The organism is Pseudooceanicola antarcticus (assembly GCF_900215355.1).
In the GTDB taxonomy this organism is placed as follows: domain Bacteria; phylum Pseudomonadota; class Alphaproteobacteria; order Rhodobacterales; family Rhodobacteraceae; genus Pseudooceanicola; species Pseudooceanicola antarcticus.
This window is the reverse complement of the sequence record NZ_OBEA01000004.1, coordinates 369,430-394,310: the sequence shown is the minus strand read 5'-3', so window position 1 is coordinate 394,310 and position 24,881 is coordinate 369,430. Positions and strand designations below refer to the sequence as shown.

Annotated in this window: 21 protein-coding genes and 2 tRNA genes; 12 read left to right on the top strand and 11 right to left on the bottom strand. The window is 65.8% G+C overall.

The genetic code is table 11. From position 1 onward, the window contains the following. Positions 1–10: 10 nt before the first annotated feature. From dusB to ntrX, 5 genes are read left to right on the top strand one after another with little or no spacing between them, the layout of a single operon-like run. On the top strand, positions 11–1,030 hold the full coding sequence (gene dusB / locus CRO50_RS12575) for a tRNA dihydrouridine synthase DusB (protein WP_097146262.1): 1,020 nt from the start codon (positions 11–13) through the stop codon (positions 1,028–1,030). After that, positions 1,027–2,163, top strand: a complete 1,137-nt coding sequence (locus CRO50_RS12570; RefSeq protein ID WP_232617821.1) for a two-component system sensor histidine kinase NtrB — start codon at positions 1,027–1,029, stop codon at positions 2,161–2,163. Before dusB ends, CRO50_RS12570 begins: the two co-directional genes overlap by 4 nt. Continuing rightward, on the top strand, positions 2,163–3,536 hold the full coding sequence (locus CRO50_RS12565) for a response regulator (protein ID WP_097146261.1): 1,374 nt from the start codon (positions 2,163–2,165) through the stop codon (positions 3,534–3,536). Before CRO50_RS12570 ends, CRO50_RS12565 begins: the two co-directional genes overlap by 1 nt. A 55-nt stretch (positions 3,537–3,591) precedes the next feature. Beyond that, positions 3,592–5,907: a sensor histidine kinase NtrY-like gene (locus CRO50_RS12560; protein ID WP_097146260.1), complete on the top strand. Its 2,316-nt coding sequence runs from the start codon at positions 3,592–3,594 to the stop codon at positions 5,905–5,907. Then, complete coding sequence (ntrX, locus tag CRO50_RS12555) at positions 5,900–7,318, top strand: nitrogen assimilation response regulator NtrX (RefSeq protein ID WP_097146259.1); 1,419 nt, start codon at positions 5,900–5,902, stop codon at positions 7,316–7,318. The genes CRO50_RS12560 and ntrX overlap by 8 nt, the downstream gene beginning before the upstream one ends. Positions 7,319–7,398: 80 nt before the next feature. Here the strand turns inward: ntrX and CRO50_RS12550 are convergent, their stop codons facing one another. From CRO50_RS12550 to CRO50_RS12540, 3 genes are all read right to left on the bottom strand, one after another. Then, entirely contained in the window at positions 7,399–7,974 is a 576-nt protein-coding gene (locus tag CRO50_RS12550) for a retropepsin-like aspartic protease family protein (protein ID WP_332835707.1), read from the bottom strand. Positions 7,975–8,031: 57 nt separating this feature from the next. Continuing rightward, positions 8,032–8,676: a MarC family protein gene (locus tag CRO50_RS12545; protein ID WP_097146257.1), complete on the bottom strand. Its 645-nt coding sequence runs from the start codon at positions 8,674–8,676 to the stop codon at positions 8,032–8,034. 85 nt (positions 8,677–8,761) lie between these two features. Further along, entirely contained in the window at positions 8,762–10,609 is a 1,848-nt protein-coding gene (locus CRO50_RS12540; protein WP_097146256.1) for an ABC-F family ATP-binding cassette domain-containing protein, read from the bottom strand. Positions 10,610–11,111: 502 nt separating this feature from the next. Between CRO50_RS12540 and ndk the strand changes: the two genes are divergently transcribed. After that, positions 11,112–11,534, top strand: a complete 423-nt coding sequence (gene ndk, locus CRO50_RS12530) for a nucleoside-diphosphate kinase (RefSeq protein WP_097146255.1) — start codon at positions 11,112–11,114, stop codon at positions 11,532–11,534. Between the two features lie 97 nt (positions 11,535–11,631). On the opposite strand, the gene CRO50_RS12525 is transcribed toward ndk, so the two are convergent. From CRO50_RS12525 to CRO50_RS12515, 3 genes are all read right to left on the bottom strand, one after another. Next, positions 11,632–11,967, bottom strand: a complete 336-nt coding sequence (locus CRO50_RS12525; RefSeq protein ID WP_097146254.1) for a TfoX/Sxy family DNA transformation protein — start codon at positions 11,965–11,967, stop codon at positions 11,632–11,634. A 219-nt stretch (positions 11,968–12,186) separates the two neighbouring features. Next, a tRNA-Asn gene (locus tag CRO50_RS12520) sits at positions 12,187–12,261 on the bottom strand. A gap of 145 nt (positions 12,262–12,406) precedes the next feature. Further along, positions 12,407–13,318, bottom strand: coding sequence for an MBL fold metallo-hydrolase (locus tag CRO50_RS12515; RefSeq protein WP_097146253.1), 912 nt, complete (start codon positions 13,316–13,318; stop codon positions 12,407–12,409). Between the two features lie 39 nt (positions 13,319–13,357). Between CRO50_RS12515 and CRO50_RS12510 the strand changes: the two genes are divergently transcribed. Next, positions 13,358–14,659: an ATP-binding protein gene (locus CRO50_RS12510; protein WP_097146252.1), complete on the top strand. Its 1,302-nt coding sequence runs from the start codon at positions 13,358–13,360 to the stop codon at positions 14,657–14,659. 22 nt (positions 14,660–14,681) lie between these two features. Further along, entirely contained in the window at positions 14,682–15,611 is a 930-nt protein-coding gene (locus CRO50_RS12505) for a glycosyltransferase family 61 protein (RefSeq protein WP_097146251.1), read from the top strand. 55 nt (positions 15,612–15,666) lie between these two features. Here CRO50_RS12505 and rsgA read toward each other — a convergent pair whose 3' ends face one another. Next, positions 15,667–16,599 carry a ribosome small subunit-dependent GTPase A gene (gene rsgA, locus CRO50_RS12500; protein ID WP_179747268.1) on the bottom strand — a complete coding sequence of 311 codons (933 nt, stop codon included), beginning with the start codon at positions 16,597–16,599 and terminating at the stop codon, positions 15,667–15,669. 305 nt (positions 16,600–16,904) lie between these two features. Continuing rightward, positions 16,905–17,123: a hypothetical protein gene (locus CRO50_RS12495; protein ID WP_097146249.1), complete on the bottom strand. Its 219-nt coding sequence runs from the start codon at positions 17,121–17,123 to the stop codon at positions 16,905–16,907. A gap of 280 nt (positions 17,124–17,403) precedes the next feature. Between CRO50_RS12495 and CRO50_RS12490 the strand changes: the two genes are divergently transcribed. Together CRO50_RS12490 and CRO50_RS12485 are read left to right on the top strand one after the other, a co-directional pair. Beyond that, entirely contained in the window at positions 17,404–18,351 is a 948-nt protein-coding gene (locus tag CRO50_RS12490; protein WP_097146248.1) for an AraC family transcriptional regulator, read from the top strand. A 279-nt stretch (positions 18,352–18,630) separates the two neighbouring features. After that, positions 18,631–21,771 (top strand): Ig-like domain-containing protein, encoded by a 3,141-nt coding sequence (locus tag CRO50_RS12485; RefSeq protein WP_143516916.1) that lies wholly within the window; start codon positions 18,631–18,633, stop codon positions 21,769–21,771. A 356-nt stretch (positions 21,772–22,127) separates the two neighbouring features. Here CRO50_RS12485 and CRO50_RS12480 read toward each other — a convergent pair. Further along, positions 22,128–22,203 (bottom strand) — tRNA-Ile (locus CRO50_RS12480). A 337-nt stretch (positions 22,204–22,540) separates the two neighbouring features. On the opposite strand from CRO50_RS12480, the gene purM reads away from it, so the two are divergent. Beyond that, positions 22,541–23,584: a phosphoribosylformylglycinamidine cyclo-ligase gene (gene purM, locus CRO50_RS12475; protein WP_097146246.1), complete on the top strand. Its 1,044-nt coding sequence runs from the start codon at positions 22,541–22,543 to the stop codon at positions 23,582–23,584. Beyond that, positions 23,584–24,168: a phosphoribosylglycinamide formyltransferase gene (purN, locus tag CRO50_RS12470; RefSeq protein WP_097146245.1), complete on the top strand. Its 585-nt coding sequence runs from the start codon at positions 23,584–23,586 to the stop codon at positions 24,166–24,168. The genes purM and purN overlap by 1 nt, the downstream gene beginning before the upstream one ends. On the opposite strand, the gene CRO50_RS20140 is transcribed toward purN, so the two are convergent. Together CRO50_RS20140 and CRO50_RS12465 are read right to left on the bottom strand one after the other, a co-directional pair. After that, the gene (locus tag CRO50_RS20140) at positions 24,165–24,341 is read right to left on the bottom strand and encodes a hypothetical protein (RefSeq protein WP_157791777.1); all 177 of its coding nucleotides are present in this window, start codon (positions 24,339–24,341) and stop codon (positions 24,165–24,167) included. The genes purN and CRO50_RS20140 overlap by 4 nt on opposite strands. A gap of 102 nt (positions 24,342–24,443) precedes the next feature. Beyond that, positions 24,444–24,875, bottom strand: a complete 432-nt coding sequence (locus CRO50_RS12465) for a winged helix-turn-helix transcriptional regulator (RefSeq protein ID WP_232617822.1) — start codon at positions 24,873–24,875, stop codon at positions 24,444–24,446. Positions 24,876–24,881: the final 6 nt, after the last annotated feature.

Here is a 24,881-nt window from a genome sequence, read left to right as displayed (position 1 = left end):
AGGTTTAAGCATGTCTGTAACTGATCTCTTCGCAAACTCTGTTCCGCCGGTCTGCCTCGCGCCGCTGGCCGGGATTACCGACCGTCCGTTTCGGGACCTGGTGGCAGGGTTCGGTGCCGATCTGGTCGTTTCTGAAATGGTGGCCAGCCAGGAAATGGTCCAGGCCAAGCCCGGCACCCGCGAGCGCGCCGAACTGGGCTTTGGCGATGCCACGACCTCGGTGCAGCTTGCCGGCCGCGATGCCTATTGGATCGGCGAGGCCGCGCGAATGGTCGAAGGGCAGGGCGCGGGTATCATCGACATCAACATGGGCTGCCCGGCCAAGAAGGTGGTCGGTGGCCTGTCGGGTTCGGCGCTGATGCGCGATCTCGACCATGCGCTGACCCTGATCGAGGCGGTGGCCGAGGCGGTCTCGACCCCGGTGACGCTGAAGATGCGTCTGGGCTGGGACGACGACATGATCAACGCCCCCGAGCTGGCGGCCCGTGCCGAGGGCGCGGGCGTGCAGATGGTGGTGGTCCATGGCCGCACCCGTTGCCAGTTCTACAAGGGCTCCGCCGACTGGGCCGCGATCCGCGCGGTGAAAGAGGCGGTCTCGATCCCGGTGGTGGCCAATGGCGACATCACCGACCTGGAGAGCGCGCGCGAGGCGCTCAGGCTCTCCGGCGCCGATGGCGTCATGGTCGGACGCGGGGCGCAGGGGCGCCCTTGGCGGCTGGCCCAGATCCGCGACGCGCTTGCCGGAAGAACGCCCTGCAAGACCCCGGACGCAAATGAATTTTCCGACATGGTGGCCAGCCACTACGAGGCCGGTCTCGGCTTCTACGGCTCCGATCTTGGGGGCCGCGTGCTGCGCAAGCACCTGGGCTGGTACATGGACCATGCCGCCACACCTGCCGCCCTGCGCGGCCAGATCCTGCGCTCCACCGAGCCTTCGCAGGTCTTCGCCCTGTTGCCGGAGGCGCTTGCCGCCGGCCCCGACGCCCGAACTCAAGACGCCCATCCCCAACCGGAGGTACGCGCCGCATGAATACGCGGTCCATTCCCTTCGAGTCCGAGGAGATCGCCGCCGCCATCGCCGATGTCGAGAATACGCCCGTCTGGGCCTCTCTTCCCGTCCCGGCGCTGCTGCTCGACCCCGATGACTCGATCATCTCGATCAACGCAGCCGCCGAAGGGTTCCTGAATACCTCGGCGCGCTCGATCCGCGGCCAGAAGGTCTGGGAACGGGTGATGATCGACAGCCCGCTGGAAGAGGCCTTCCAGCGCGCCCGCGACACGGCCTCTCCGCTTTTCGTCAACGACGTGGACGTGGGCACCGGCGAGCGTGCGCCGCTGCATTGCAACCTGCAGATCTCTCCGCTGAACGACCGGCCGGGGTTCATGCTGTTCCTGATCTCGCCGCGCGAGCTGGCGGGGCGGATGACCCAGGATCACAGCGTGAAATCGGCGGCCAAGTCGGCCATCGGCATGGCCGAGATGCTGGCGCATGAGATCAAGAACCCACTGGCGGGCATTACCGGCGCGGCGCAGCTGCTGTCGATGAACCTCTCCAAGGAGGACATGGAGCTGACGGACCTGATCGTCAGCGAAAGCCGCCGCATCGTGAAGCTGCTGGAGCAGGTCGAGCAATTCGGCAACCTGACGATGCCCAACATGAAGGCGGTGAACCTGCACGACGTGCTGGACCGGGCGCGGCGCTCCGCGCTTCTGGGCTTCGGCGCCGAGATGAAGATCATCGAGGATTACGACCCCTCGCTGCCGCAGGCCCTGGGGGACCCGGACCAGCTGCTGCAGGTGGTGCTGAACCTGCTGAAGAACGCCGCCCAGGCTGCCGGCAGGGAGGGTGGCACCATCCGCCTGCATACCTATTTCGAACATTCCTTCCGCCTGCGCCGCGCAGACGGGAAGGGAAAGAGCCTGCCCTTGCAGATCGAAATCGAGGATGACGGCCCCGGCCTGCCGGAAGACATCGCCGGCGACATCTTCGACCCCTTCGTCTCGGGCCGGGAGAACGGCACGGGCCTGGGCCTGGCGCTGGTGAGCAAGATCATCTCGGACCATGAGGGCTGGATTTCGGTCACCTCGGTTCCGGGCAAGACGGTGTTCCGCATTTCGTTGCCGCGGGCGCCCAAGGAAATCCTCGAGAAGGAGAACAAGTGATGGACGGTACGATCCTGGTTGCAGATGACGATCGCACGATCCGCACGGTCCTGACCCAGGCGCTGACCCGCGCCGGTTGCAAGGTCCATGCCACCTCGTCGCTGACCACGCTGATGCGATGGGTCGGCGAGGGCAAGGGCGACGTGGTGATCTCGGACGTGATGATGCCCGACGGAAACGGGCTCGAGATGCTGCCCAAGATCGCCCAGGACCGGCCCGGCCTGCCGGTGATCGTGATCTCGGCGCAGAACACCATCATGACCGCCATCCAGGCCGCCGAGGCCGAGGCCTATGACTACCTGCCCAAGCCCTTCGACCTGCCGGACCTGATGAAGCGCACCGCGCGCGCGCTGGAGCAGCGCCAGCGTGCGCCTTCCTCCAAGCCCACCGAAGAGATCAAGGAACGGCCCGACGAGCTGCCCCTGGTCGGTCGCACGCCCTCGATGCAGGCGCTCTATCGCCTCGTGGCGCGGGTGATGAACACCGATCTTCCGGTGCTGATAGCTGGTGAAAGTGGGACCGGCAAGTCCCTGATCGCCAAGGCAATTCACGACTTCAGCGACCGCCGCAACCTGCCGTTCATCGCCGTCTCCGCCTCGGATCTGCAGGACCTCGAAGGCCCCGCCCGCATCCTGGCACGGGCCAAGGGCGGCACCGTGCTTTTCGACGAGGTGGCCGATATCGACCAGGAGGTCCAGGCCCGCATCGTGCGCATGATGGACGGTGCGACCGACAACCTGCCGCGCTTCATGGCGACCTCGCAGACCGATCTGAACCGCGCCATGGAAGAGGGCGACCTGCGCCAGGATCTCTTCTACCGGCTGACCGGCGCCACCATCAACGTGCCCGCCCTGCGTGAGCGCGTCGACGATATCCCGCTGCTGGTCGAGCATTTCCTGCAGCGCGCCGAGCGTGAAGGCGCCCTGCGCCGCTACCTGGCCGAGGATGCGCTCGAGATGATGCGCACCTACTCATGGCCCGGCAACGTGCGCCAGCTCGAGAACGCCATCCGCCGCCTGGTGCTGACCGCCCGCACCGACGAGATCAGCCGTGCAGAAGTGGAAAGCGTCCTGGGCAACCAGCCCGAGACCGAGCCACTTCTGGGCGGGCAGGGCGAGAGCGAGAAGCTCTCTGGCTCCGTCGCCCGTCACCTGCGGCGCTACTTCGACCTTCATGGCAACATGCTGCCCCCGCCGGGCCTCTATGCGCGCATCCTGAAGGAGGTCGAACTGCCCCTGATCGAGATCGCGCTGGAAGCCACGGGCGGCAATCAGGCGAAATGTGCCGATCTTCTGGGGATCAACCGGAATACCCTGCGCAAGAAGATCACCGATCTGGATATTCGCGTGACACGCCGTCGGAAGTTGATGTAAAAACGCCACAGAAGCGTGGCCTTCGGGGGACAGCCTCCCGGTAGAGCCACAATATATGGCGTTGGTGCCTCAAGGCACCACATCAGGGCGGGAGCAGCCTGTGGCTACGCGGGCACGACAATTGAACTGGAACAGGCTCGTAAGACTGAGCCGACAAAGGCGGGTCCAGAACATCGCGACCCTTGGCCTGGTGATCCTGGGCCCGGTTCTGGTGCTCTCGACCTTCTTCGTGCTGGGGCCCCTGGATCTTGGCAGCTCCTCGATGGCGCTGCGACTCGTCCTGCTGGCCGACTTCGTCTACGTCACCGTCGTCGCGGCGCTGGTGGCGCAGCGCGTGGCCCGCATGGTGGCCGCAAGGCGGGCCCAGTCGGCGGGTTCTCGCCTGCACCTGAGGCTCACCGGCACCTTCACCCTGATGGCGCTGATCCCCACGGTCTCGGTCGCCATCTTCGCCGCGCTGACGATCAACATCGGGCTCGAAGGCTGGTTCTCGGACCGGGTGCGGCAGGTGGTGGGCACCTCCATGGCCGCAGCGCGCGCCTATGAGGACGAGCACCGGCAGGACCTGACAGACGATGCCAAGCTGCTGGCCAATGCGCTGGACGGCGCGCGGGATGCCAACTTCTTCATCGGGGACGGAGAGCTTCGCCAGCTGCTGAATTCCGGCCAGTCGCAGATCCAGCGCGGCCTGAAAGAGGCCTATGTGATCAATGGTGCCGGCGAGATCCAGGCGCGCGGCGAACGCAGCTATCTCTTCGATTACGAGGAACCCAGCCGGTCCGATTTCGACCGGGCACGCGGCGCGGGCGTCGCCATCATCGAGGATTGGGACAACAACGAATTCCGCGCCCTGGTGCCGCTTCGCCGTTTCCCCGACCGTCTGCTTTATGTCAGCCGCGAGGTCGACGGCGGTATCCTGAGCCTGCTGGACGACACCCAGGAGACCGTGCGCCTCTACCAGCAGCTGGAAAGCGAGCGCGGGCGGGTGCTATTCGAGTTCGCGCTGCTTTACCTCGGCTTCGCGGTGATCCTGATCCTCGCCGCGATTTGGCTGGGCCTGTGGTTCGCCGAACGGCTGTCGCGTCCGGTGGGGCGCCTGACTTCGGCGGCCCAGCAGGTCGGTGGCGGCGATCTGGACGTGCGGGTCTACGAGGAGGCCGGCAACGACGAGTTCGCGCTTTTGTCACGCTATTTCAACCAGATGACGCGTGAACTTAAGCGGCAGCGTGAAGAGCTTCTGGAAAACACCGCGCAGATCGAGACGCGACGGCGGCTCTTTGACTCGGTGCTGAGCTCTGTCACCTCCGGCGTGGTCGGGCTGGATGCAGAGGGTCGCGTGACCTTCGTCAACCGCTCCGCCGAGACGCTTCTGGGCTGGGACGGGCTGGAAGAGGCGCGGCCGCTTTCGGTGGCGGTGCCCGAGTTCGGGCCGCTCTTCGAGCAGCTGCGCCGCGGCGGGCCGCAGGTGGTGCAGGAAGAGATCAAGGTGACCCGCAACGGACGGCTCGAGAACCTGCTGGTACGCATGGCGCTGCGCCGCAATGCCTCTGGCCTGCGCGAGGGCTACGTGGTGGCCTTTGACGACGTGACCGACCTGGTCTCGGCCCAGAGGATGGCGGCTTGGGGCGACGTGGCGCGCCGCATTGCCCACGAGATCAAGAACCCGCTGACGCCGATCAAGCTCTCGGCAGAGCGTATCCGGCGCAAGTTCGGCCGCTTCCTGGAGGAAGAGCAGGAAACCGACCTGGAGAGCCTGACCGATGTCATCGTGCGCCAGACCGATGACCTGCGGCGGATCGTCGACGAGTTCTCGAAGTTCGCCCGGATGCCGGAACCGACGCGGCGGGACGAGGATCTGACGAAGATCCTGCGGGATGCGGTGGTGCTTCAGCGCGCAGGACAGCCCGAGGTGACCATCAGCGCTGACCTGCCGGAAGAGCCGGTGGACGCCGAGCTGGATGCGACGATGATCAGCCAGGCGCTGACCAACCTGATCAAGAATGCCGGCGAGGCCACGGAGGTGCTGGCCGAGCGGGGCGCGCCGGACGGCTGGGCGCCCGAGATCCGCGTCTCGATGGCGCGGCAGACAGAGGATGGCCTGCCCATGGCCGAGATCCGCATCGCGGACAACGGCGTGGGCCTGCCCGAAGACCGGGCGCGGCTGTTTGAACCCTATGTGACGACGCGGGACAAGGGCACCGGCCTTGGCCTGCCGATCGTCAAGAAGATCATCGAGGAACACGGCGGCTCGTTGTCGCTCGAGGATGCGGAGCCCTTCACGGAGGGCGCCCATGCCGGGGCGATGGCGGTGATCCGGCTGCAACTGAAGACGCAGCCCGCCGAAGGACAGGCAAGAGGACGACATGAGTGACATTCTGATCGTGGATGACGAGCGCGATATCCGGGAGCTGATCTCGGATATCCTGAAGGACGAGGGCTACTCGACCCGGCTGGCGGCCAATTCGACCGATTGCATGCGTTCGGTCACCGATGAGACGCCGGCCCTGATGATCCTGGATATCTGGCTGAAGGACAGCGAGATGGACGGCATCGACATCCTGAAGTCGGTGAAACGCGACTACCCCGAAGTGCCGATCATCATCATCTCGGGGCATGGCAATATCGAGCTGGCCGTGGCGGCGATCAAGCAGGGTGCCTACGATTTCATCGAGAAGCCCTTCAACATCGACCAGCTGCTGGTGGTGATCCGCCGCGCCATGGAGACCTCCCGCCTGCGCCGCGAGAACTCCGCGCTGCGCAAGAAGGGCGGCGACAGCGCCGAGATGATCGGCAATTCCGCCGCCTTCCGCACCATGCTGAGCCAGCTCGACAAGGTCACCAAGTCCAATGGCCGCGTCATGCTGACCGGGCCGTCCGGGGCCGGCAAGGAGGTGGCCGCGCGTTATGTCCACGTGAACTCGACCCGCGCCGATGCCCCCTTCGTGGTGGTCAACTGCGCCCAGATCGAGGCTGACCGCATGGAAGAGGTGCTCTTTGGCCGCGAGAGCGGCGAGCGGGGCATCGAGCCGGGTCTGCTGGAACAGGCCGACGGCGGGGTGATCTATTTCGACGAGGTCGCCGACATGCCGCTTGGCACCCAGTCCAAGATCCTGCGGGTGCTGGTCGATCAGCAATTCCTGCGCGTCGGCGGGTCTGAGAAGATCAAGGTGGACCTGCGGGTGCTCTCGTCGACCTCCCGCGCGCTCGAGGCCGAGATCGCGGCCGGGCGCTTCCGCGAAGAGCTTTACCATCGTCTGAACGTGGTGCCCGTGCCGGTGCCTTCGCTCTCCGAGCGGCGCGAGGATATCCCGGTGCTGGCCGATCACTTCGTCGAGGTGCTGAACCGTTCCCAGGGCCTGCCGCTCAGGCGGCTTTCGGACGAGGCCTCGGCGCTGATGCAGACCATGGCCTGGCCCGGCAATGTCCGCCAGCTGCGCAACGTGATCGAGCGGATCCTGATCCTCGGTGATGGCAGCGACGAGATCGACGTGACAGAAGTGCCGGTCGAAGAAGAGCGCGGCCCTGACAAGGAGGGGCGCGTCGTGCTTTCAGGCTCGCTGGCCATGCTGCCGCTGCGCGAGGCCCGCGAGGCCTTCGAGCGGGAATACCTGCTGACCCAGATCAACCGTTTCGGCGGCAATATCTCGAAGACCGCGCAGTTCGTCGGCATGGAGCGCTCGGCGCTGCACCGCAAGCTGAAGAGCCTCAACGTGGTCACCACCAACCGTGCCGGCGGCCGGATTGCCCGCGTCGACGAGCTGACAGAGGATGCGGCGGAGTGAAGGTATCGCCTGCGAAGTGCAGTGCAGGCACCTGATATGCAAAGAGAAAGCGCCGTCCCGAGGGGGCGGCGCTTCTTTCGTCAGCGGGTCAGGCGCAGGGCCTGGCCGGTGATCTCGATATGGGAGAAGCGGCTGAGGTAGGACATGCCCAGAAGCGGCATGTCGAGTTCTCCATCGTTGACCATGGCGCGGACGTCGCGGTCCGTGACGGGGCCCAGGGTAACCTCGCGCAGGCGCACCGGGGCGACGCGGACGGTGCCATTGGCGGTGCCGGCCCGGCCCGAGAAGATCAGGCTCTCCATCGGCAGACCGGCGGCGCGGGCGGCGTCACGGGTCAGTACGATATCGGTGGCGCCGGTATCGACAAGGAAGCGCATCGGCGCGCCGTTGACCTCAAGCACCGCGTAGAAATGGCCATCGGCCTGTTGCGGCAGGGTGATCACCTGGCCCTCGACGCGCTGCGCCGGGGCGAGGGTGCTGCGCACCTGGTCCCAGAGGCCGACCCCGGCGATCACCGCGACGAAGATCAGCGCCCAGAGCAGCGCATGGCGCAGCAACTGGCCGGTCTTGTCCCGATGAGAAACGAAGTAATAGCCGCCGATGGCAGCCAGCAAGATGCCCAGGTAGGCCAGATTTCCGACGTCGTATCCGCTCATACACAGCATATAGGGGCAGGGGATGGCGCTGTCACCATCCCGACCGCCCGCGCGGGCTCACGAAGCGGCGAAGCCGAAGTCGCGCAGCCCTTCGAGGACGAATTGCACCGAGAGCGCCGCCAGCAGCATGCCCAGAAGGCGGGTCACCACGTTGATTCCGGTGCGGCCCAGGGCGCGTTCCATCAGGCCCGCGGTCAGGGCCAGGCCGAAGACCAGCAGCAGCACCGCCAGCACCACGGTCAGCACCAGCGCCAGCCCGGTCAGCCCCGGATGCTGCCCGGCCAGCAGGATGACCGAGGCGATGGCGCCGGGGCCCGCGATCAGCGGAATGGCCATGGGAAAGACCGATGGGTCGGCCTCGTCGGGGTCGCTCTCGGCCTTGGCCTCGGCCTCTTCACTGGTGTCCTCGCGGCGCTTGGTGCGCCGCTCGAAGAGCATGTCCAGAGCGGTCAGGAACAGCAGCAAGCCGCCGGCGATGCGGAAGGCGGGCATGGAAATGCCAATGAAACCAAGAACCTGCTCACCAAAGATGGCAAAGACCGCCAGGATGCCGAAGGCGATGATGCAGGCCCGCGCCGCGATCTCGCGCCGCCGCCTCTCGGTCTGGCCCTGGGTCAGGGCGGCAAAGAGCGGCGTCAGACCGATGGGGTCGATGATCACGAAGAGCGTGACGAAGGCGGTGATCAGGAAGGCTGTATCCATGGCAGGCTCCGGCGATTTGGTTCAGCTTGGCCGGGCAGGGACGCCGGGGCAAGCCCCCGAGGCACGCCCTCGCCGGGCCGGGGGATCAGGCCTCGGCCTTCTCCAGCTTCTCGAGCGCGGCCATCCACATGGTTTCGGCCTTGCCCATGGCGTCGCGGACCTCGGCGTACTTGCGGTTCCAGACCTCGAGCTCGCCCACCTTGCTGTCCTCGTAGAGGGCCGGATCGGCCAGCTTCTTCGACAGCTTCTGGGCCATGTCTTCCAGCTTCTTCACCCGCTCCTCGCACTTGCGCACATCGCTGCGCAGCGCCAGCACCTGGTCACGGGACGGCCGCTTGGGCTTGGGCTTCGGCGTCTCGCTCTTCACCGGCTTGTCGGGGGTCAGCAGCAGCTGGCGATAGCTCTCCAGGTCGCCCTCGTAGGGCTTCACATGGCCATCCTTGACCAGCCAGAGCCGGTCGGCGACGAGGCTCAGCAGGTGCATGTCGTGGCTGACCAGGATCACCGCGCCGGTGTAATTGGTCAGCGCCTCGACCAGCGCCTCGCGGCTCTCGATATCCAGGTGGTTGGTCGGTTCGTCGAGGATCAGCATATGCGGCGCATCGAGCGTCGCCAGCAAGAGCGACAGACGCGCCTTCTGCCCGCCCGAAAGCTTGCCGACCAGGGTCTCGGCCTGCTCGGCCCCGACCCCGAAGCCCGCCAGCCGGGCCCGCAGCTGTGCCGGGGCCTCGTTCGGGCGCTCGCGGCGCACGTGGTCGATGGGGGTCTCGTCCAGGTAGAGCTCTTCCACCTGGTGCTGGGCAAAGAAGCCGATGCGCAGCTTCGAGCTCTTGACGATTTCGCCCTCCATGGCCTGCAGCCGGTCCGAGAGCAGCTTCGACAGTGTCGACTTGCCCTCGCCGTTGCGGCCCAGCAGGGCGATGCGGTCATCCTGGTCGATGCGCAGATCCAGCTTCCGCAGCACGGGCTTGCCGTCGTAACCCACCGAAACCCCTTCGGTTTTCAGGATCGGCGGAGAGAGCTCCTCGGGCTGGGGGAAGGTGAAGCGGCGCAGCGCGGCTTCCTGCGGCCGGGTGATCGGAGTCATCTTCTCCAGCGCCTTGACGCGGGATTGAGCCTGCTTGGCCTTGCTGGCCTTGGCCTTGAAGCGGTCGACGAAGCTCTGCAGATGCGCCCGGCGGGCCTCCTGCTTGCCGGCCTCGGCCTCGGCCACCGCCAGCTTGGCGGCGCGGGTGCGGGCGAAGGTGTCGTAGCCGCCGGAATAGAGCGTCAGCTTGCGGTCTTCCAGGTGCAGGATGTGACCCACGGCGCGGTTCAGCAGGCCGCGGTCGTGGCTGATCACCAGCACCGTATGCGGATAGGTCTGCAGGTAGCTTTCCAGCCAGAGCGCGCCTTCCAGGTCAAGATAGTTGGTCGGTTCGTCGAGCAGCAGCAGGTCGGGCTGGCTGAACAGCACGCCGGCCAGCGCCACGCGCATCCGCCAGCCGCCCGAGAAGGCGGAACAGGGCATCTTCTGCTCGGCGTCGGTGAAGCCCAGGCCCTTCAGGATGCTCGCCGCACGGCCCTCTGCGGACCAGGCGTCGATATCGGCCAGACGGGTCTGGATATCGGCGATCCGCGTCGCGTCGGTGGCGCTTTCGGCCTCGGCCAGCAGGCCGGCGCGCTCGGTGTCGGCGGCCAGCACGGTGTCGATCAGCGAGACCTCGTTGCCGGGCACCTCCTGGGCGACGCCGCCGATACGGGCGCGAGAGGGCAGGGTGATCGCACCGCCGTCCAGCGTCAGCTCGCCCCGGATCAGGCGAAAAAGCGTGGTCTTGCCGGTGCCGTTCCGGCCGACGATGCCCACCTTGTGGCCTTCGGGAATGGTGACGGAGGCCTCTTCGAGAAGCGGGCGACCGGCGACGGAATAATTGATCGAGGAGATACGCAACATGGGCGCTCTCTGCCGGAAGCGGAGGGGGGCGTCAATGAGAGCTTAAGGCAGGGTGCGCAGGGACATGGCGGCTCTGGTGGCGAGCGCTGCGAATCCGGGCGGGTTAACAGGGACTTGGACCGCGAAAACCGCTGTCGGCATCGCGTCGGTATAACGTCGGTATTGCGTCGGTACTTCGCACCGATTGGCCCCGGTTAACGCAGCGCGCGCCGGGCTGCCACGCAACACCCCGCCCCCTCTGCCCATCACCAGGCAGAAAATACTCCGGGGGGAGGGCTCCGGTACGGAGACCGGGGGGGCAGAGCCCCCCACCTGCCTCGACCCCACCTGCCTCGACCCCACCTGCCTCGACCCCGCCTGCCTCGACCCCGCCTGCCTCGACCCCACCTGCCTCGGCGACAGCCGCCCCAGATACCCGCTTTTCAAAGCGCGGTGCCCATGCTACGCGGGCGCGGATATTTCCCGGCGGGCAGGACCCGCCCTGACTTCAGAGGACAGTGACATGGCCACCGAACGTACCCTTTCGATCATCAAGCCCGACGCCACCCGCCGCAACCTGACCGGCAAGATCAACGCCAAGTTCGAAGATGCCGGCCTGCGCATCGTCGCCCAGAAGCGCATCCAGCTGACCATCGCCCAGGCTGGCGAATTCTACGCCGTGCACAAGGAACGCCCCTTCTTCGGTGAGCTGACCGAGTTCATGGCCTCCGAGCCGGTCGTCGTGCAGGTGCTGGAAGGCGAAGGCGCCATCGCGAAGAACCGCGAAGTCATGGGCGCCACCAACCCCGCTGATGCGGCCCCCGGCACTATCCGCGCCGAATTCGCCGAGTCGGTCGGTGAGAACTCCGTCCACGGCTCCGACGCGCCCGAGACCGCGGCCCAGGAGATCGCATTCTTCTTTTCCGGCCTCGAACTGGTCGGCTGAACCCTGCTTGAGGGTTGAGATTGAAACGCGCGGGGGCAACCTCGCGCGTTTTTCGTTGAGTATTGCCGGTGATCTTGCCGACGCCAGTCGGGCCGCCTCAGAGCGGTCCGGGCAGGCCGATCCGGTCGAGGAACTGTTGGAGCTCCGACCCCGGCGTCTCGCGCCCGGCCTTCGCCTGCTCGCGCAGCGCATCGTAGCGCTGCCGCATCGCCGCCTTCTCGGGCCCCGCGGCATCGGTCCAGGGGCGTCCCTGCAATCCGAGGCAGAGCGCCATGTAGCCCGCGAAATGCGCCGCCATCCCGCTGCGCATCGCCGCCAGGTAGGCCGCATCGCACCCCATCTCCCTCAGCGCCTCGGCAGAGGTGATCCCGGCGCGGGCAAAGGCCCTTTCCATGGCGGGGCCAAGATTGCGGATGGTGGTGACGGGGCTCATGCCCGAAGCCTGCGCCGCCAGACGCCCCCCGTCAATGGCAGAGCCCGCATCCTGCGGCGGGCGAGGGGGCCTGGGGCTCTCGGGGCTGAGGAAGGCCCTGAGGACCGGCCTGGAACCTCCTGCATCTGAGATGATCCGATGTGCCCCGGCAGGCGGCAAGGCGGCCGAGGTCAGAGAAGCAAAAAAGCCCTCAAGTCGCTGGGACTTGAGGGCTTTTTATGGCTCCGGCGGTAGGGATCGAACCTACGACCAATTGATTAACAGTCAACTGCTCTACCGCTGAGCTACGCCGGAGCATCTGGCGTGAGGCTGGCTGGGAAGCGATGTTCCGTGGCCGCTGCCTCGCGGTGTGGGCGGGGTATAGCAATGCGATTCCGGCTCGGCAAGAGCCATTCCGACAGAAATCCGCGATTTTTTTCCTGCCCCTGCGACAGGCGGTTCAAAGCAGGGAAAAGCGCGAGGCGGGACCAAGGGGCTTGGCGCAGGAAACCTTGGATTTACCCATCAGATCAATGAGATGAGCCAGCACATTGCGCGCCGCTGCCGGCAGGAGCGACGGGTCGATGTCGGTATAGACACGGCCCGCGAGGGTGGTGGCATCGGCGGGGCCATGGGCGAGGGCGGCCAGAAGCGCGGCCTCGCGGCGCTCGCGGTGCTGGATCAGCCAGGCGAGGCGGGCGTGGGGCTCGGGCACCGCGTCACCGTGGCCAGGCAGGTAGAGCCGGGCCGGGATCTCCTGCAGGCGGCGGCAGGAGGCCATGAAGTCGGTCAGATCGCCATCGGGCGGCGAGACGAGGGAGCTGGACCAGCCCATGACCAGGTCGCCGGTGAAGATCACGTCGCCCATGGCGAAGCAGAGGTGGTTGCCGAAATGGCCGGGTGTCCAGAGCGCGCGCAGCGACCAGCCGGGCGCGGCGATGAGCTCCATGTCGGCCAGCGGGATGTCGGGGGTGAAGGCCAGGTCGGTGCCCTCGCCGCCGCCGAGATCGCCCGAGCCGGCGAGTTCCCGCATCACCGCCGAGCGGCCCGCCAGGGCATCGCCAAAGGCCAGCACCGGCGCCCCGGTGGAGGCCGAGAGCGCGCGGGCCAGCGGCGCGTGATCGGCATGGGCGTGGGTCACCAGGATATGGCTGACATGCTGTCCGGGGCCCACGGCCTGCAGGATGGCGCGCAGATGGGTGGCCAGGTCGGGGCCGGGGTCGATCACCGCCAGGGCGGTCTCTCCGACCAGGTAGGTATTGGTGCCCGGTCCGGTGAAGGGCGAGGGGTTCGGCGCGAGAATCCGCCGCACACCGGGCGCAACCGTTTCGGCGCGGCCGGGCACCGCGTTGAACGTCTTTTCCGAGGTCATCCCGCTTTCCTCTGCTTCCACAGGTGACTAGGGTATCGCATGTTCTTCGAATGGCTCAAACGATATGTGCCCCGCGGGCTCTATGGCCGGGCTGCCCTGATCCTGGTGCTGCCGGTGGTGACCATGCAGCTCGTGGTCTCGGTGGTCTTCATCCAGCGCCATTTTGAAGGCGTGACCGAACAGATGACCCGCTCGGTCAGCCGTGACGTGAACCTTGTGCTCTCGGAGATCTCGGACGGCGAGGAACTGGCGGTGGCCGAGGCGCTGGAGATGGAGGTCCTGGTGCTGCCCATCTCGGAGGTGCCGGCGCAGGACAGTATCCGCTGGTATGACCTCTCGGGCCGGGTGGTGGCGCGGACGCTGCGGGAGCTTGCGCCGGGGATGCTGGTGATCTCGTTGCCCGACGATTATGCGGTCGAGCTCTACCTGCGCTCGGATGGCCCGCAGGAGGCGCTCCTGATGACCTTCGACCGGCAAAGGGTGTCGGCCTCGAACCCGCATCAGCTGCTGGTCAACATGGCCTTCTTCGGCGTGCTGATGACGGTGATCTCCTTCATCTACCTGCGCAACCAGCTGCGCCCGGTGACGCGGCTTGCCAAGGCGGCGGAGGCCTTCGGGCGCGGCCGGCACATAGAGTATCGCCCTGCCGGGGCGGTCGAGGTGCGGGCGGCGGGTCACGCCTTTCTCGACATGCGCGCCCGGCTGGAGCGCCAGATCGAACAGCGCACCTTGCTTCTCTCCGGGGTCAGCCACGATCTGCGCACGCCGCTGACCCGGATGCGCCTGGCGGTGTCGCTGCTGGAGGACGGCGAACGCGAGGAGCTTGAGCGCGACATCGAGGACATGCAGTCGATGCTGGACGAGTTTCTGTCTTTCGCCCGTGGCACCTCGGAAGAGGCAGAGACCCGGGTCGATCCTTTGGCGCTGGTGCGCGAGATCGTCCATGACGCCGGGCGGGCGGGGCAGGATGTCAGGCTGGTCCTTGCCAGGGGCGAGGGCGAGATGGCGCTGCGGCCGCTGGCCATCCGGCGGGCGGTCGAGAACCTGATCGGCAATGCGGTGCGCTATGGCACCCGCGCCGAGGTCAGCGTCGAGCTGACCCCGCGCAGCCTGCGCATCCGGGTCGAGGACGACGGGCCGGGCATCCCGGCGGACCGGCGAGAGGAGGCGATGAAGCCCTTCACCCGGCTCGACACCGCGCGCAACCAGAACCGTGGTTCGGGCGTTGGCCTGGGGCTTTCCATCGCGGGGGATACGGCGCGCATGCACGGCGGCATCCTACGACTGGGCGACAGCGAGGCCCTGGGCGGGCTTTGCGCCGACCTGGTGATCGCCCGCTAGGCCGCTATGGGGAAGGAACCAGATGTCTCTTGATTTCAAGGTGGTCGAGGGGGCACAGGCCGCCCCGATGCAGCGCGATCCGCGCCGCCCGCACCGCTTGCTGACGCGCTTTTCGCTGCGCGATGCGCAGGGCCGGGCGCTGCGGGACTGGCCGCTGCTGACCTCGCTCGACACCACGTTCCCGGTCAACCGCCGCCTGCCGTCGCCGGCCGAGGCCCATGTGCCTTCCGCGATCTATGGCGGGTTCCTGTGCGATACCTTCGGGCACACCCTGACCGAGAGCATCGTGGATCTGGCCGCCGTGGCCGAGCTTGCCGCCGCCCGGCCCGGCTTGCCGATCCTCTGCCATATCGAGCCCCGGATGGGCGCGGCACCGCAGAAGATGCCGCAGGAGAAGGGCTTCTTTTCCTTCTTCCTTCGGCAACTGGGGCTGGACTATGCGCGCCTGCGTTTCATCACCGCGCCGATGACGGTGGGAGAGCTGCTGATCGCGCCCTCTCCCTTCCGCCGCAAGGCCCGCTACCAGCCCCATGCCGCGGCGCTGCTGGATCGCTACTTTGGCCTGCCGGGACAGGGACCCGAGAAGATCTACTTCAGCCGAAGCCGCTGGACAGCGTCGCGCCTGGTCGATGAGCCGAGCATCGAGGCGCAGGTGCGCGAACACGGCTACGAGGTCGTGCATCCGCAGGAGCTGAGCCTGGAGGACCAGCTTCGCATGATACGCGGCGCGCGCGCGCTGGTCGGTCCGCAGGGCACGGCGCTGCATTGGTCGCTCTACTCGGGCAGCCTGCGGCAGGTGATCTCGCTCGGCTGGGCCTCGGGATTGCAGAAAGGCATCTGCGCCCTGCGCCAGCAGCAGTATGTCGAGATATCGGGCCGCCGGCCCAGGGGCGAAGCGCTGCGCGTCCGCGCCGTCTCGCCCAGCCAGCTGGAGCGGTTCCTTCAGGAGTGATCGCGGGGCAGGCGGCCCTGTCGGCGCCTGGAGGGGCTGCGCCGCCCAATGACCGTCAGCGTCGCTTGCTGCGGGGCTTGGTGACCTTGTTGTTGCGGGGGCCGGTCTGCACCGGGGTGTTGGTCAGGTTCTCTTCCGTGAGCTTGCGCCAACGGCCCACCCGCGCCGGATCGACCGTCCCTGCCGCAACCGCGGCCTGAACCGCGCAACCGGGTTCATGGTCATGGGTGCAATCGCGGAACCGGCAGCCGTCGGCCAGCGCGACGATCTCGGCGAAGAGGGTATCGAGCCCGGCCGAGACGTCGGCGACATGCAGCGATCGCATGCCGGGCGTGTCGATCACCCAGCCGCCTCCGGCAATGGCGTGGAGCGAGCGCGAGGTGGTGGTGTGCCGGCCCTTGGCATCCCCCTCGCGGATGGTGCCTGTCAGCTGGGCCGTCTCGGCGGATGGTCTGGACAGGGTGTTCAGCAAGGTCGACTTGCCGACCCCGGAAGAGCCGACAAGGGCGACGGTCTGCCCCGCGCCGCACCACGGCGCCAATGTCTCTGCCGCCTCGGGCGCCTTGGCATTCAGCATGACCACGGCCAGCCCGCGTTGCAGCGCCTCGGCCTGCCGCAGGTATCCATCGGCATCGTCTGTCTGATCGACCTTGGTCAGGACGATCACCGGCGCAGCCCCAGAGTCGTTGACGAGCGCCAGGTAGCGCTCAAGCCGTCCCGGATTGAAGTCCTCGTTGCAGGAGGTGACGATGAAGAGCGTATCGACATTCGCAGCGATCAACTGCGCCTGCCTGCGGCCTTCGGTCTTGCGCTGCAAAAGCGTCTGCCTGTCCAGCCGCCGGACCAGCAGCCCGGTGTCGGGGGCCACCAGAACCCAGTCGCCGACAGCGAACTCGGTCGTCTTCGCCTGCGCGGGCAGGGTGAGCCTGACCGGCCCCAGTTCAGAGATCGCGCTGATCCGGTCCCGGTGTACGGTGGCGATGCGCATGGGCGCAAGCCCCGCTTCCTCGGGCTGCAACTGGGCGTGATGGAATGCCGACCAGCCGAGGGAGGTCAATGAGATTGCGGGCTGATCGGATGAAATGGTCACGCCAGACTGAATGGCCGTGGAACCGGGTCATTGCAAGCTTATCCTGCCGCAGGAGCGGGGCAGGACGGAGGCGGCCGTGGGACGAGGCTGGATCTGGAGTGGCGAGGATTGAGGAGAGGCCCGACAAGCTGACTTGGCGCGTCATTGGGGGCCGGCGGCTCGCCGAGGGTCGGGCGGGGTCTGGCCGGTCTCTGGACGCACCGCTAAAGCGCGTTGCGCAAATCGACGGTCTGTTTCAGCATCTGGATCTTGGCCTCGTAGAGGCGCCGCGCCTTCGGGAAGAGGTCGAGCTGCCTTTGATAGAAGTCTATCCATGTCTCCAAGTCATCGAGCGGGAAGCTGTAGGAGCTGCCCTCGACGTGAAGGGTCACATTGCCGCCACGCCAGTCGATTTCACAGTCTTGCTCTGCATGTTCTGACATCGTGCACCGTTTACCTGCTCAAGCACTTGCTACACGTCAGCAGTGTGCCGCTGAGTGGGTGGGGCCGTCCATCCGGATTTTTGTGTCAACTGGCCCGGCGCATTGTGCGGGGTCTTTTCCGTCTTCCGGACGCCGCGCCAAGAGCGAAGCAACCTGATGACGCACTGCGAAGCCTTGGTCGAGGCCAGTGCAGCGGGTCGGTCCAGAGCCTGCCTTGACCTTGCTTGAAGCAACGTCGATCATCGCCGGGACTTGTTGAGGCGTATGACTCGTGAATGACATGGCGGCAAAGGGCGGCACTTTGCAAAGGCAGTCCGCAGGCCGGGGTGTCGTTTCTGCGCAGGGCTCTCAATACCTCGACATGACCGTCTTCCCAGGCGGGGCCATGCTCGTGACCTCCTGTATCGAGGTCGATGAGCCGACCGAGATATGCTTTCCCCATGATGAAAATGGCCAGCATGTCTCTGCCCAGTATTTCCTGTCGGGCGAGGCCAGTATCGTCATGGGAAACGGGCAGCGGCAGCATTGGACGCAAGACGCAACATCCGTGATCCGCAGTGACACCCCCGGTTTCCGGCTGTTCGTGGAGCCGGGGCAGGTCCTGCGTCATGTTTGCGTGGCGATGTATCGTGACGATCTGAGTGAACGCCTGGATGAAACAAACGGCCCGCAGCTTGCGCGCCTGATGGCGTCTGATGCGACGGTCGATCTGGCTGTGCCTGTCCCAACGGAGATGCGGGTCCGCAATACCGCGCAGCGGCTGCATGACCTGCGCGCGGCGACCGGCCTGGACAGCGTCAAGGCAGAGGGCCTGGCGATCAGCTTTCTGTCCGAGGTTCTGACCAGCTATGTTCAATTGGCACTGGACGGGGCCGACACGCGCAGCGTCTTGCCATGGCAGGCCCACGGGGCACAACGGCTCAAGGCGGCCATTGATGCCGATCCGGACCACAGCTTCGCCGAAGGTGAAATGCTGGAGCGCTTCGCAATGGGCGATCAGATGGCGCGGCGGGTGTTTCAGGCAGAGTTTGGAACCACGCTTGCGGCCTACACACGCACCGCGCGCTTTGCCAAGGCACAGGCAGCGCTGCGCGACGGCATCACTTCGGTAAAGCAAATCAGCTTTGCCTGTGGCTATGCGCATATCGGCAATTTCACCCGCGCCTATAAGCAGCACTTCGGGGAAACCCCTTCGGAGACCCGCGCGCGGGCCACGCGGTCGCGCTAGCTCCTGCACGGGACCAAAGAATTATCATTCTAGGAAAAGATTTATCATAAGAGGCCCGGCCTCTTGCCAAAGCCTTGATCCCTTTGCAGAAATCCGGCGTCTGAGAACCCGGGGTGCGGGCCGCACCCCCAAGATGCTGATGCCAGGATGATCCGGGGGGGCCGCCCCTTTCAGCGCAGACGACAGGCCGATTTAACGCGACACCGGGTGGGTCGTGGTTGGATTGGTGTGGGTTTTCTGAACTGACATCAATGCAACCGCGGCAGGTATCCGACAATTATGGATGAACTTGCGATGGCTGGACTACTGATGCGGACTCTTTTTTCCGGCGGCGCTGGCAGCGACAAAGCCAACATGAGTGCCGGTAAACGCAATCTCTGTCTTGAATACATTGCCGTCATCTGCGCGACCCTGCTTGCCCTCGCATCCCCCGCAGCGGCCTTTGATGCGCCATCGCGTATCGAGCGAAATTTGGTCCTGAATTCCGGATGCCGGCTACGCGTCTTCGTCGAGAATTTGAATGGCGGCTTGGCAGCTGCACGCATTGAACCTTTGGGCTTTGGTTCTGCACAAATCCAAGTGGCAGGTGGGGCAGCTTATTTCAACGGAGGTATCAGCCCCACTTACTCGGCGATCACCTCTGCGAATTTGGAAGCGCACTGCGGTCTGGCAGATGTCGCAAACCTTGTTCAGCAAGGCGCCTCGGAGACCTATGCCGCCCAAGGCTATATGGGGGCTTCCTTTGAGGCAACACGGACCAGCGACGGTGCTCGCTATGCCTTCCTCGCCGAAATCAGCGGGGTAGCGGGAACCACGGCTTCAGTCGGTCAGACCCTTGTCAATACGGCACCGACGGTGTCGCTCGGCAGCCTCAGCGGGCCGGACGGCAGCGGCAAGTATACCGTGGTCGCCACGCTGTCTGAAAGCAGCTCTGATTTCACAGCCTCTAGCCTGAATTTGACAAACGCCACCGCGACAGTGTCCGGCAGCGGCAGCAGCTACTCCATCGTTCTGACCCCATTGCTGGATGGGGACGTCAGTGTATCCGTCGCAAAGGAGGGCTTTACCGACAGCGGAGGGCTGGGAAATTGGGCCGCCTCGAATGAAGTGACTTTTTCAGCTGACATCACCGCGCCTACGGTCAGCATTGGCGCCTTCACCGGTCCGCTGAACGGGGCGCAGTCGGCGGTGATTACCCTCTCCGAGCCCAGCACCGACTTCACCCTTGCCGACCTCTCCCTGACCAATGCAGACGCCACGCTGACCGGGTCGGGCACCAGCTATACCGCCGTGCTGACGCCGCTGGCGGATGGACCGGTGGCGCTGTCGGTGGCGGCGGGCACCTTCAGCGATGCCGCCGGGAACAAGAACGCCGCTGCGTCGAACGAAGCCACCACGACCTACGACGGCACCGCGCCCGTCATACGCCCCATTGGCGATATCTCTTTCGAAGCCGATCCATCCGGAACCCGGCAGATTGGCTTCTCTACAATCGTTGATGACAACGTCGACAGCGGCATAGCCCCCATCTTTACGCTGAATGGTGATGTGATCACCTCCCCCCACGACTTCCCGATCGGGGCGAACCTGATCAAGATCAACGCGACGGATGCGGCGGGAAATCAGGCTGTCGAGGAAGAGTTCACCATCACGATCACGCCGGGCGACGCGCCGGACAGCCCTGTCCTGACGACAACGGTGATCAATGCGAACCGCTCCATGACCATTGGGGGTACCGCTGAGGCGGACGGGACCGTTCGCGTCACGTTTCCCGACGCAACCGTGAAAACGGTCACGGCGACCGGCGGCACATTCTCTGTCACCTCGGCGGCGGACATGACCGGTGGGACCGTCTCTGTCACTGTCGAGGATAACCTGGGCTATGTGTCGCCGGCCGCAACGGTAGACTTGTTCCCGGATTATGAAGCGCCCACCGTCAGCATCGGCGCTTTCAGCGGCCCGCTGAACGGGGCGCAGTCGGCAGAGATCACCCTCTCGGAGGACAGTACGGACTTTACCCTCGACGACCTCTCCCTGACCAATGCCAGTGCAACGCTGTCGGGGTCCGGCAGCAGCTACACGGCGGTGCTGACGCCGCTCGCAGAGGGGCCAGTGGCCCTGTCGGTCGCGGCGGGCACCTTCAGCGACGCCGCGGGGAACCTGAACACAACGGCATCGAACGAGGTGACCACATCCTATGATGCCACAGCGCCATCGGTCAGCATCGCATCGTCCAGCACAACCTTTGCCGGGGCCGCGTCCATTGAGGTTGCGATCACCTTTTCCGAAGACGTGATCGGTTTCGCCGCAAGCGACGTGTCCGTTGCCAATGGCATGGCTACGGGGCTTTCGGGAAGCGGTGCGGACTATCTTCTAACGGTCACGACGAGCGGCAAAGGGGATACCCAGATCTCGATTCCCGCCGCCGTCGCAACAGATCTGGCAGGCAATTCCAACACCGCGTCGAACACCCTGTCCATTTCCAACACCGTCGTCGCGCAAACGCAGAAGGCCATCGCGCAGTTCATTCAATCGCGGGCGACGCAGCTGATCGCCAGCCAGCCAAACCTCACCGGGTTTCTCTCTGGCAGCAACACCGGTGCCATGACCGTGGATGTGACACGTGGCAGAGGTGAATTCGCGTTCGCCAGCGCGCCTGGCGCCGGCAATGGCGTCTGGGCACGGCTGACCGGTTCCTGGACACAGGAGGACACGCGGAGCACCCGCTATGCCTTCGGCGTCATCGGGAGCCACGTCAAACTGTCTCCGGATCTGCTGATTGGCGGCATGGTTGAATTCGACACCCTGAGCCAGGAGGAGGGCGCCAGCCGCATAGATGGCCATGGCTGGCTGATCGGTCCCTATTTCGTGGCGCGCAGCCCGGCCCATCCATTGTTCTTCGAGGGCATGCTTCTTTACGGGCAGACGAAGAACGATATTTCGCCCTTGGGAGCGGATGCAGACAGGTTCGAGACAGAACGGCTGCTTGCACAGCTCAAGGTGACCGGAGAAATCAACCAGGGTCGGACAACATGGATGCCTTCAGTTCAGCTGTCCTACACGACCGATACCCAGAAGGCCTACACCGATGGGCTTGGCAACCTCATTCCGGAGCAGGGTCTTGAACTGACCCAGGCCGAGATTGGCCTTGATGTCCGTCACCAGATTGGCCTGCCGGGGCGCAGCGGCGCATGGGAGCTGACGGGCGGCCTTTCCTTTGTCGGCTCTTCTGTCAAAGGGTCGGGGAACGCGTCGCTGGTCGTGCCGGAGTACGCGGGCGGACGTGGCAAGGTGAAGGCGGGGGCGAGCTACACACTCGCCAATGGCGCGATCTTGACGGTGGATGCCTTCCATGACGGAATCGGCACGGCGGGTTATGAAAGCTCAGGGGTGCAGCTCGGGTTCAATCTGACGTTCTGAACGAGCCCCTTCCCGCAGGGCACCGAGGGTTGGCTGAGTTTCAGAATTCGGCAGCTCGGAAACGGCGGCGAAGCCTCTGTTGTCAGGAGAAACCGACACGGCTTTCCGCCGAGGCTCAAGCCGCTCAGGGCTGGCTTGAGCCGATCGCGGCTGACCTCGGGCGGTTGGTGCCGGGCCTGGTGTGATGCTGAGGCTTGCACCAATGTCATGCAAGGGCCGGTCGCTGAGGTTCCCGCCTGTGGTCTCTCGGGCAAGCCGGGGCGCTTCGGCTGCCCCCGTTTGTCGGGTTAACGGCATCGAAAGCCCTCAGGCGTGGTCCACAACGTCATTCAAAACAAAGGGGAAAAGGGGAGTTTTGGTAGGCCCGGCAGGATTTGAACCCGCAACCAAAGCGTTATGAGCGCTCTGCTCTAACCGTTGAGCTACAGGCCCCCTTGGGCCATGGATATGGCGCGTCGCTGCGGGGGTCAAGCTTGTGCGGGGCGCTCGGGCGCGATGCGGGACGGGCAGGGGCCGGGGGCGCGTCGGAGGGCCAGTTCGGGCGGCAGGTTCGGGCATCGCGGGCCGATCGTGGGCAGGTTCCGCGCACCCGAGAGGGACGGGCCGGCGACCGGGCACCTGCCTCGCAGAGCGCTCCGAGCGCTGGATTGGGGCATGCGGAGGGGCCGGAGCTGGCCTCAACCACCCGCACGGGCCAGCTTTCCGATTGCGCGCGGGCTTCGGATCGGCTAGCCGAACGCTCAACCCAGGAGCACGCGCGGAGGTCCCGATGGACAAGGGCAAAAACGGCATCACCTATGCCGAGGCAGGGGTCGATATCCAGGCCGGCAACGATCTGGTGGATCGCATCAAGCCGGCCGCCAAGGCAACGCAACGGCCCGGCACCATGTCCGGTCTCGGCGGCTTTGGCGCGCTCTTCGATCTGAAGGCCGCGGGCTACGAGGACCCGATCCTTGTCGCCGCAACCGACGGCGTGGGCACCAAGCTGCGCATCGCCATCGACACCGGCAATGTCGACACCATCGGCATCGACCTGGTGGCCATGTGCGTCAACGACCTGGTCTGCCAGGGCGCCGAGCCGCTGTTCTTCCTCGACTACTTCGCCACCGGCAAGCTGGAGCTCGACGCCGCCGCGCGCATCGTCGAGGGCATCGCCGCGGGCTGCAAGGCCTCGGGCGCGGCGCTCATCGGTGGTGAGACCGCCGAGATGCCGGGCATGTATGCCAAGGGCGATTTCGACCTGGCGGGCTTTGCCGTCGGCGCCATGGAGCGCGGCCAGGACCTGCCCGCGGGCGTGGCCGAGGGCGATGTCCTGCTGGGCCTGGCCTCGGACGGGGTGCATTCCAACGGCTATTCGCTGGTGCGCAAGATCGTCGAGACCTCGGGCCTCGGCTGGGATGCCGATTGCCCCTGGGGCGAGGGCACGCTTGGCGCGGCGCTGCTGACGCCGACGCGTCTTTACGTGAAATCCTGCCTCGAGGCGGTGCGTGCCGGCGGCGTCCATGCGCTGGCCCATATCACCGGCGGCGGTCTGACCGAGAACCTGCCCCGCGTCCTGCAGGGGTTGGGCGCCGAGATCGACCTGGGCTCCTGGAAGAAGCCCGGCGTCTTCAACTGGCTGCAGGAGCAGGGCGGCATCGCCGAATCCGAGATGCTGAAGACCTTCAACTACGGCATCGGCATGGTGCTGGTGGTCTCTGCCGATCAGGCCGAGGCCCTGACCGCGCTGCTGACCGAGGCGGGCGAGACCGTCTCGACCCTGGGCCGGGTCACCGCCGAAGAGGGTATCCGCTACACCGGCCAGGAGGGCTGATGGTGTCCAACGGGCCGAAGCGTGTCGCCATCCTGGTTTCGGGTGGCGGGTCGAACATGGTGAAACTGGTCGAGAGCATGACCGGAGATCACCCGGCGCGCGCCGTGCTGGTCGGTTCCAACGATCATGGGGCAGGGGGTCTGAAGCGGGCAGAAGAGATGGGCGTGCCCACCTTCGCCGTCGACCACCGCCCCTTCGGCAAGGATCGCGCCGCCTTCGAGGCAGAGCTGATCCGCCACCTTGACGCGGCCCGGCCGGACATCCTGTGCCTGGCCGGTTTCATGCGTATCCTCACCCCGACCTTCATCAACCACTACGCGGGCCGGATGCTGAACATCCACCCCTCGCTGCTGCCGAAGTACAAGGGCCTGCACACCCATGCGCGGGCGCTCGAGGCAGGTGATTCCGAGGCCGGTTGCACGGTGCATGAGGTCACGGCAGAGCTGGATGACGGCCCGATCCTGGGCCAGGCGCGGGTGCCGGTGGTCCCGGACGATACGCCCGAGACCCTGGCCGCGCGCGTTCTGGCGGAAGAGCACAAGCTCTACCCGGCCATGCTGCGCAAGTTCGCCGAAGCGCTTTAACGGATCAATTCGAGCGAGGCCGAATTGCCCCGCCAGGCCATGTCGGGCGCCACATCGGCTTTCGGCATCACCTGTGCGAGCAGCATGAAAGCCAGAAGCAGGGCGGCGGCGGTCAGGCCTTTGACGGGAAGTCGAAAGGCGGGGGCTGGGGTATGGGCAAGGGACTGGGCCATGTCATGTCCTTTCGGTTTGAGGGCACCGGCAGGTTAGCGCGGGCTCAAACGTTACGGAAATGAATGGTTGTACGGATTTGCATTCCGGTTCGTGATGATGTGTCAGCGCTGGCGCGCGTCGAATTTCGCCCGTGCGGCCTCGACCATATGCATGTGCTCCTTGGTCCAGGAGTAGAACGCCAGGAAGGTCGGCAGCAGGCTGCGACCCAGCGGGCTGAGGCTGTACTGCACCGCCACCGGCGCCGTGTTCAGCACCTCGCGGGTGACCAGGCCGTTGCGCTCGAGCTTGCGCAGGGTCTGGCTGAGGCTCTTCTGAGAGATCCCCTCGAGCCGCCGCTTGACCTCGTTGAACCGGGTCGGGCCGGAGGAGAGCACGGAGAGGATCATCATCGACCACTTGTCGGCGATCTGATCGATGATATCGCGGCTGGGACAATCCGAGGCGAAGCACTCGGGTCGCAGCGGCTGGTCCGGAGAGCATGTCTCATGCATGGCGGGAATCGGGCCTTGATCCCTGGGGGCCATATCTTCCATGGGGTT

Bases quoted from the DNA above. Each gene is read 5' to 3' on its own strand.
- CRO50_RS12525 (WP_097146254.1), bottom strand. From the start codon at position 11,967: ATGAGCCCCGTCACCACCATCCGCAATCTTGGCCCCGCCATGGAAAGG.
- CRO50_RS12560 (WP_097146260.1), top strand. From the start codon at position 3,592: ATGGCGTTGGTGCCTCAAGGCACCACATCAGGGCGGGAGCAGCCTGTG.
- CRO50_RS12495 (WP_097146249.1), bottom strand. From the start codon at position 17,123: ATGTCAGAACATGCAGAGCAAGACTGTGAAATCGACTGGCGTGGCGGC.
- CRO50_RS12465 (WP_232617822.1), bottom strand. From the start codon at position 24,875: ATGGAAGATATGGCCCCCAGGGATCAAGGCCCGATTCCCGCCATGCAT.
- CRO50_RS12540 (WP_097146256.1), bottom strand. From the start codon at position 10,609: ATGTTGCGTATCTCCTCGATCAATTATTCCGTCGCCGGTCGCCCGCTT.
- purM (WP_097146246.1), top strand. From the start codon at position 22,541: ATGGACAAGGGCAAAAACGGCATCACCTATGCCGAGGCAGGGGTCGAT.
- ndk (WP_097146255.1), top strand. From the start codon at position 11,112: ATGGCCACCGAACGTACCCTTTCGATCATCAAGCCCGACGCCACCCGC.
- CRO50_RS12550 (WP_332835707.1), bottom strand. From the start codon at position 7,974: ATGAGCGGATACGACGTCGGAAATCTGGCCTACCTGGGCATCTTGCTG.
- CRO50_RS12515 (WP_097146253.1), bottom strand. From the start codon at position 13,318: ATGACCTCGGAAAAGACGTTCAACGCGGTGCCCGGCCGCGCCGAAACG.
- CRO50_RS12505 (WP_097146251.1), top strand. From the start codon at position 14,682: ATGTCTCTTGATTTCAAGGTGGTCGAGGGGGCACAGGCCGCCCCGATG.
- ntrX (WP_097146259.1), top strand. From the start codon at position 5,900: ATGAGTGACATTCTGATCGTGGATGACGAGCGCGATATCCGGGAGCTG.
- CRO50_RS12510 (WP_097146252.1), top strand. From the start codon at position 13,358: ATGTTCTTCGAATGGCTCAAACGATATGTGCCCCGCGGGCTCTATGGC.
- CRO50_RS12565 (WP_097146261.1), top strand. From the start codon at position 2,163: ATGGACGGTACGATCCTGGTTGCAGATGACGATCGCACGATCCGCACG.
- CRO50_RS12485 (WP_143516916.1), top strand. From the start codon at position 18,631: ATGGATGAACTTGCGATGGCTGGACTACTGATGCGGACTCTTTTTTCC.
- CRO50_RS20140 (WP_157791777.1), bottom strand. From the start codon at position 24,341: ATGGCCCAGTCCCTTGCCCATACCCCAGCCCCCGCCTTTCGACTTCCC.
- dusB (WP_097146262.1), top strand. From the start codon at position 11: ATGTCTGTAACTGATCTCTTCGCAAACTCTGTTCCGCCGGTCTGCCTC.
- CRO50_RS12570 (WP_232617821.1), top strand. From the start codon at position 1,027: ATGAATACGCGGTCCATTCCCTTCGAGTCCGAGGAGATCGCCGCCGCC.
- CRO50_RS12545 (WP_097146257.1), bottom strand. From the start codon at position 8,676: ATGGATACAGCCTTCCTGATCACCGCCTTCGTCACGCTCTTCGTGATC.
- purN (WP_097146245.1), top strand. From the start codon at position 23,584: ATGGTGTCCAACGGGCCGAAGCGTGTCGCCATCCTGGTTTCGGGTGGC.
- rsgA (WP_179747268.1), bottom strand. From the start codon at position 16,599: ATGCGCATCGCCACCGTACACCGGGACCGGATCAGCGCGATCTCTGAA.
- CRO50_RS12490 (WP_097146248.1), top strand. From the start codon at position 17,404: ATGGCGGCAAAGGGCGGCACTTTGCAAAGGCAGTCCGCAGGCCGGGGT.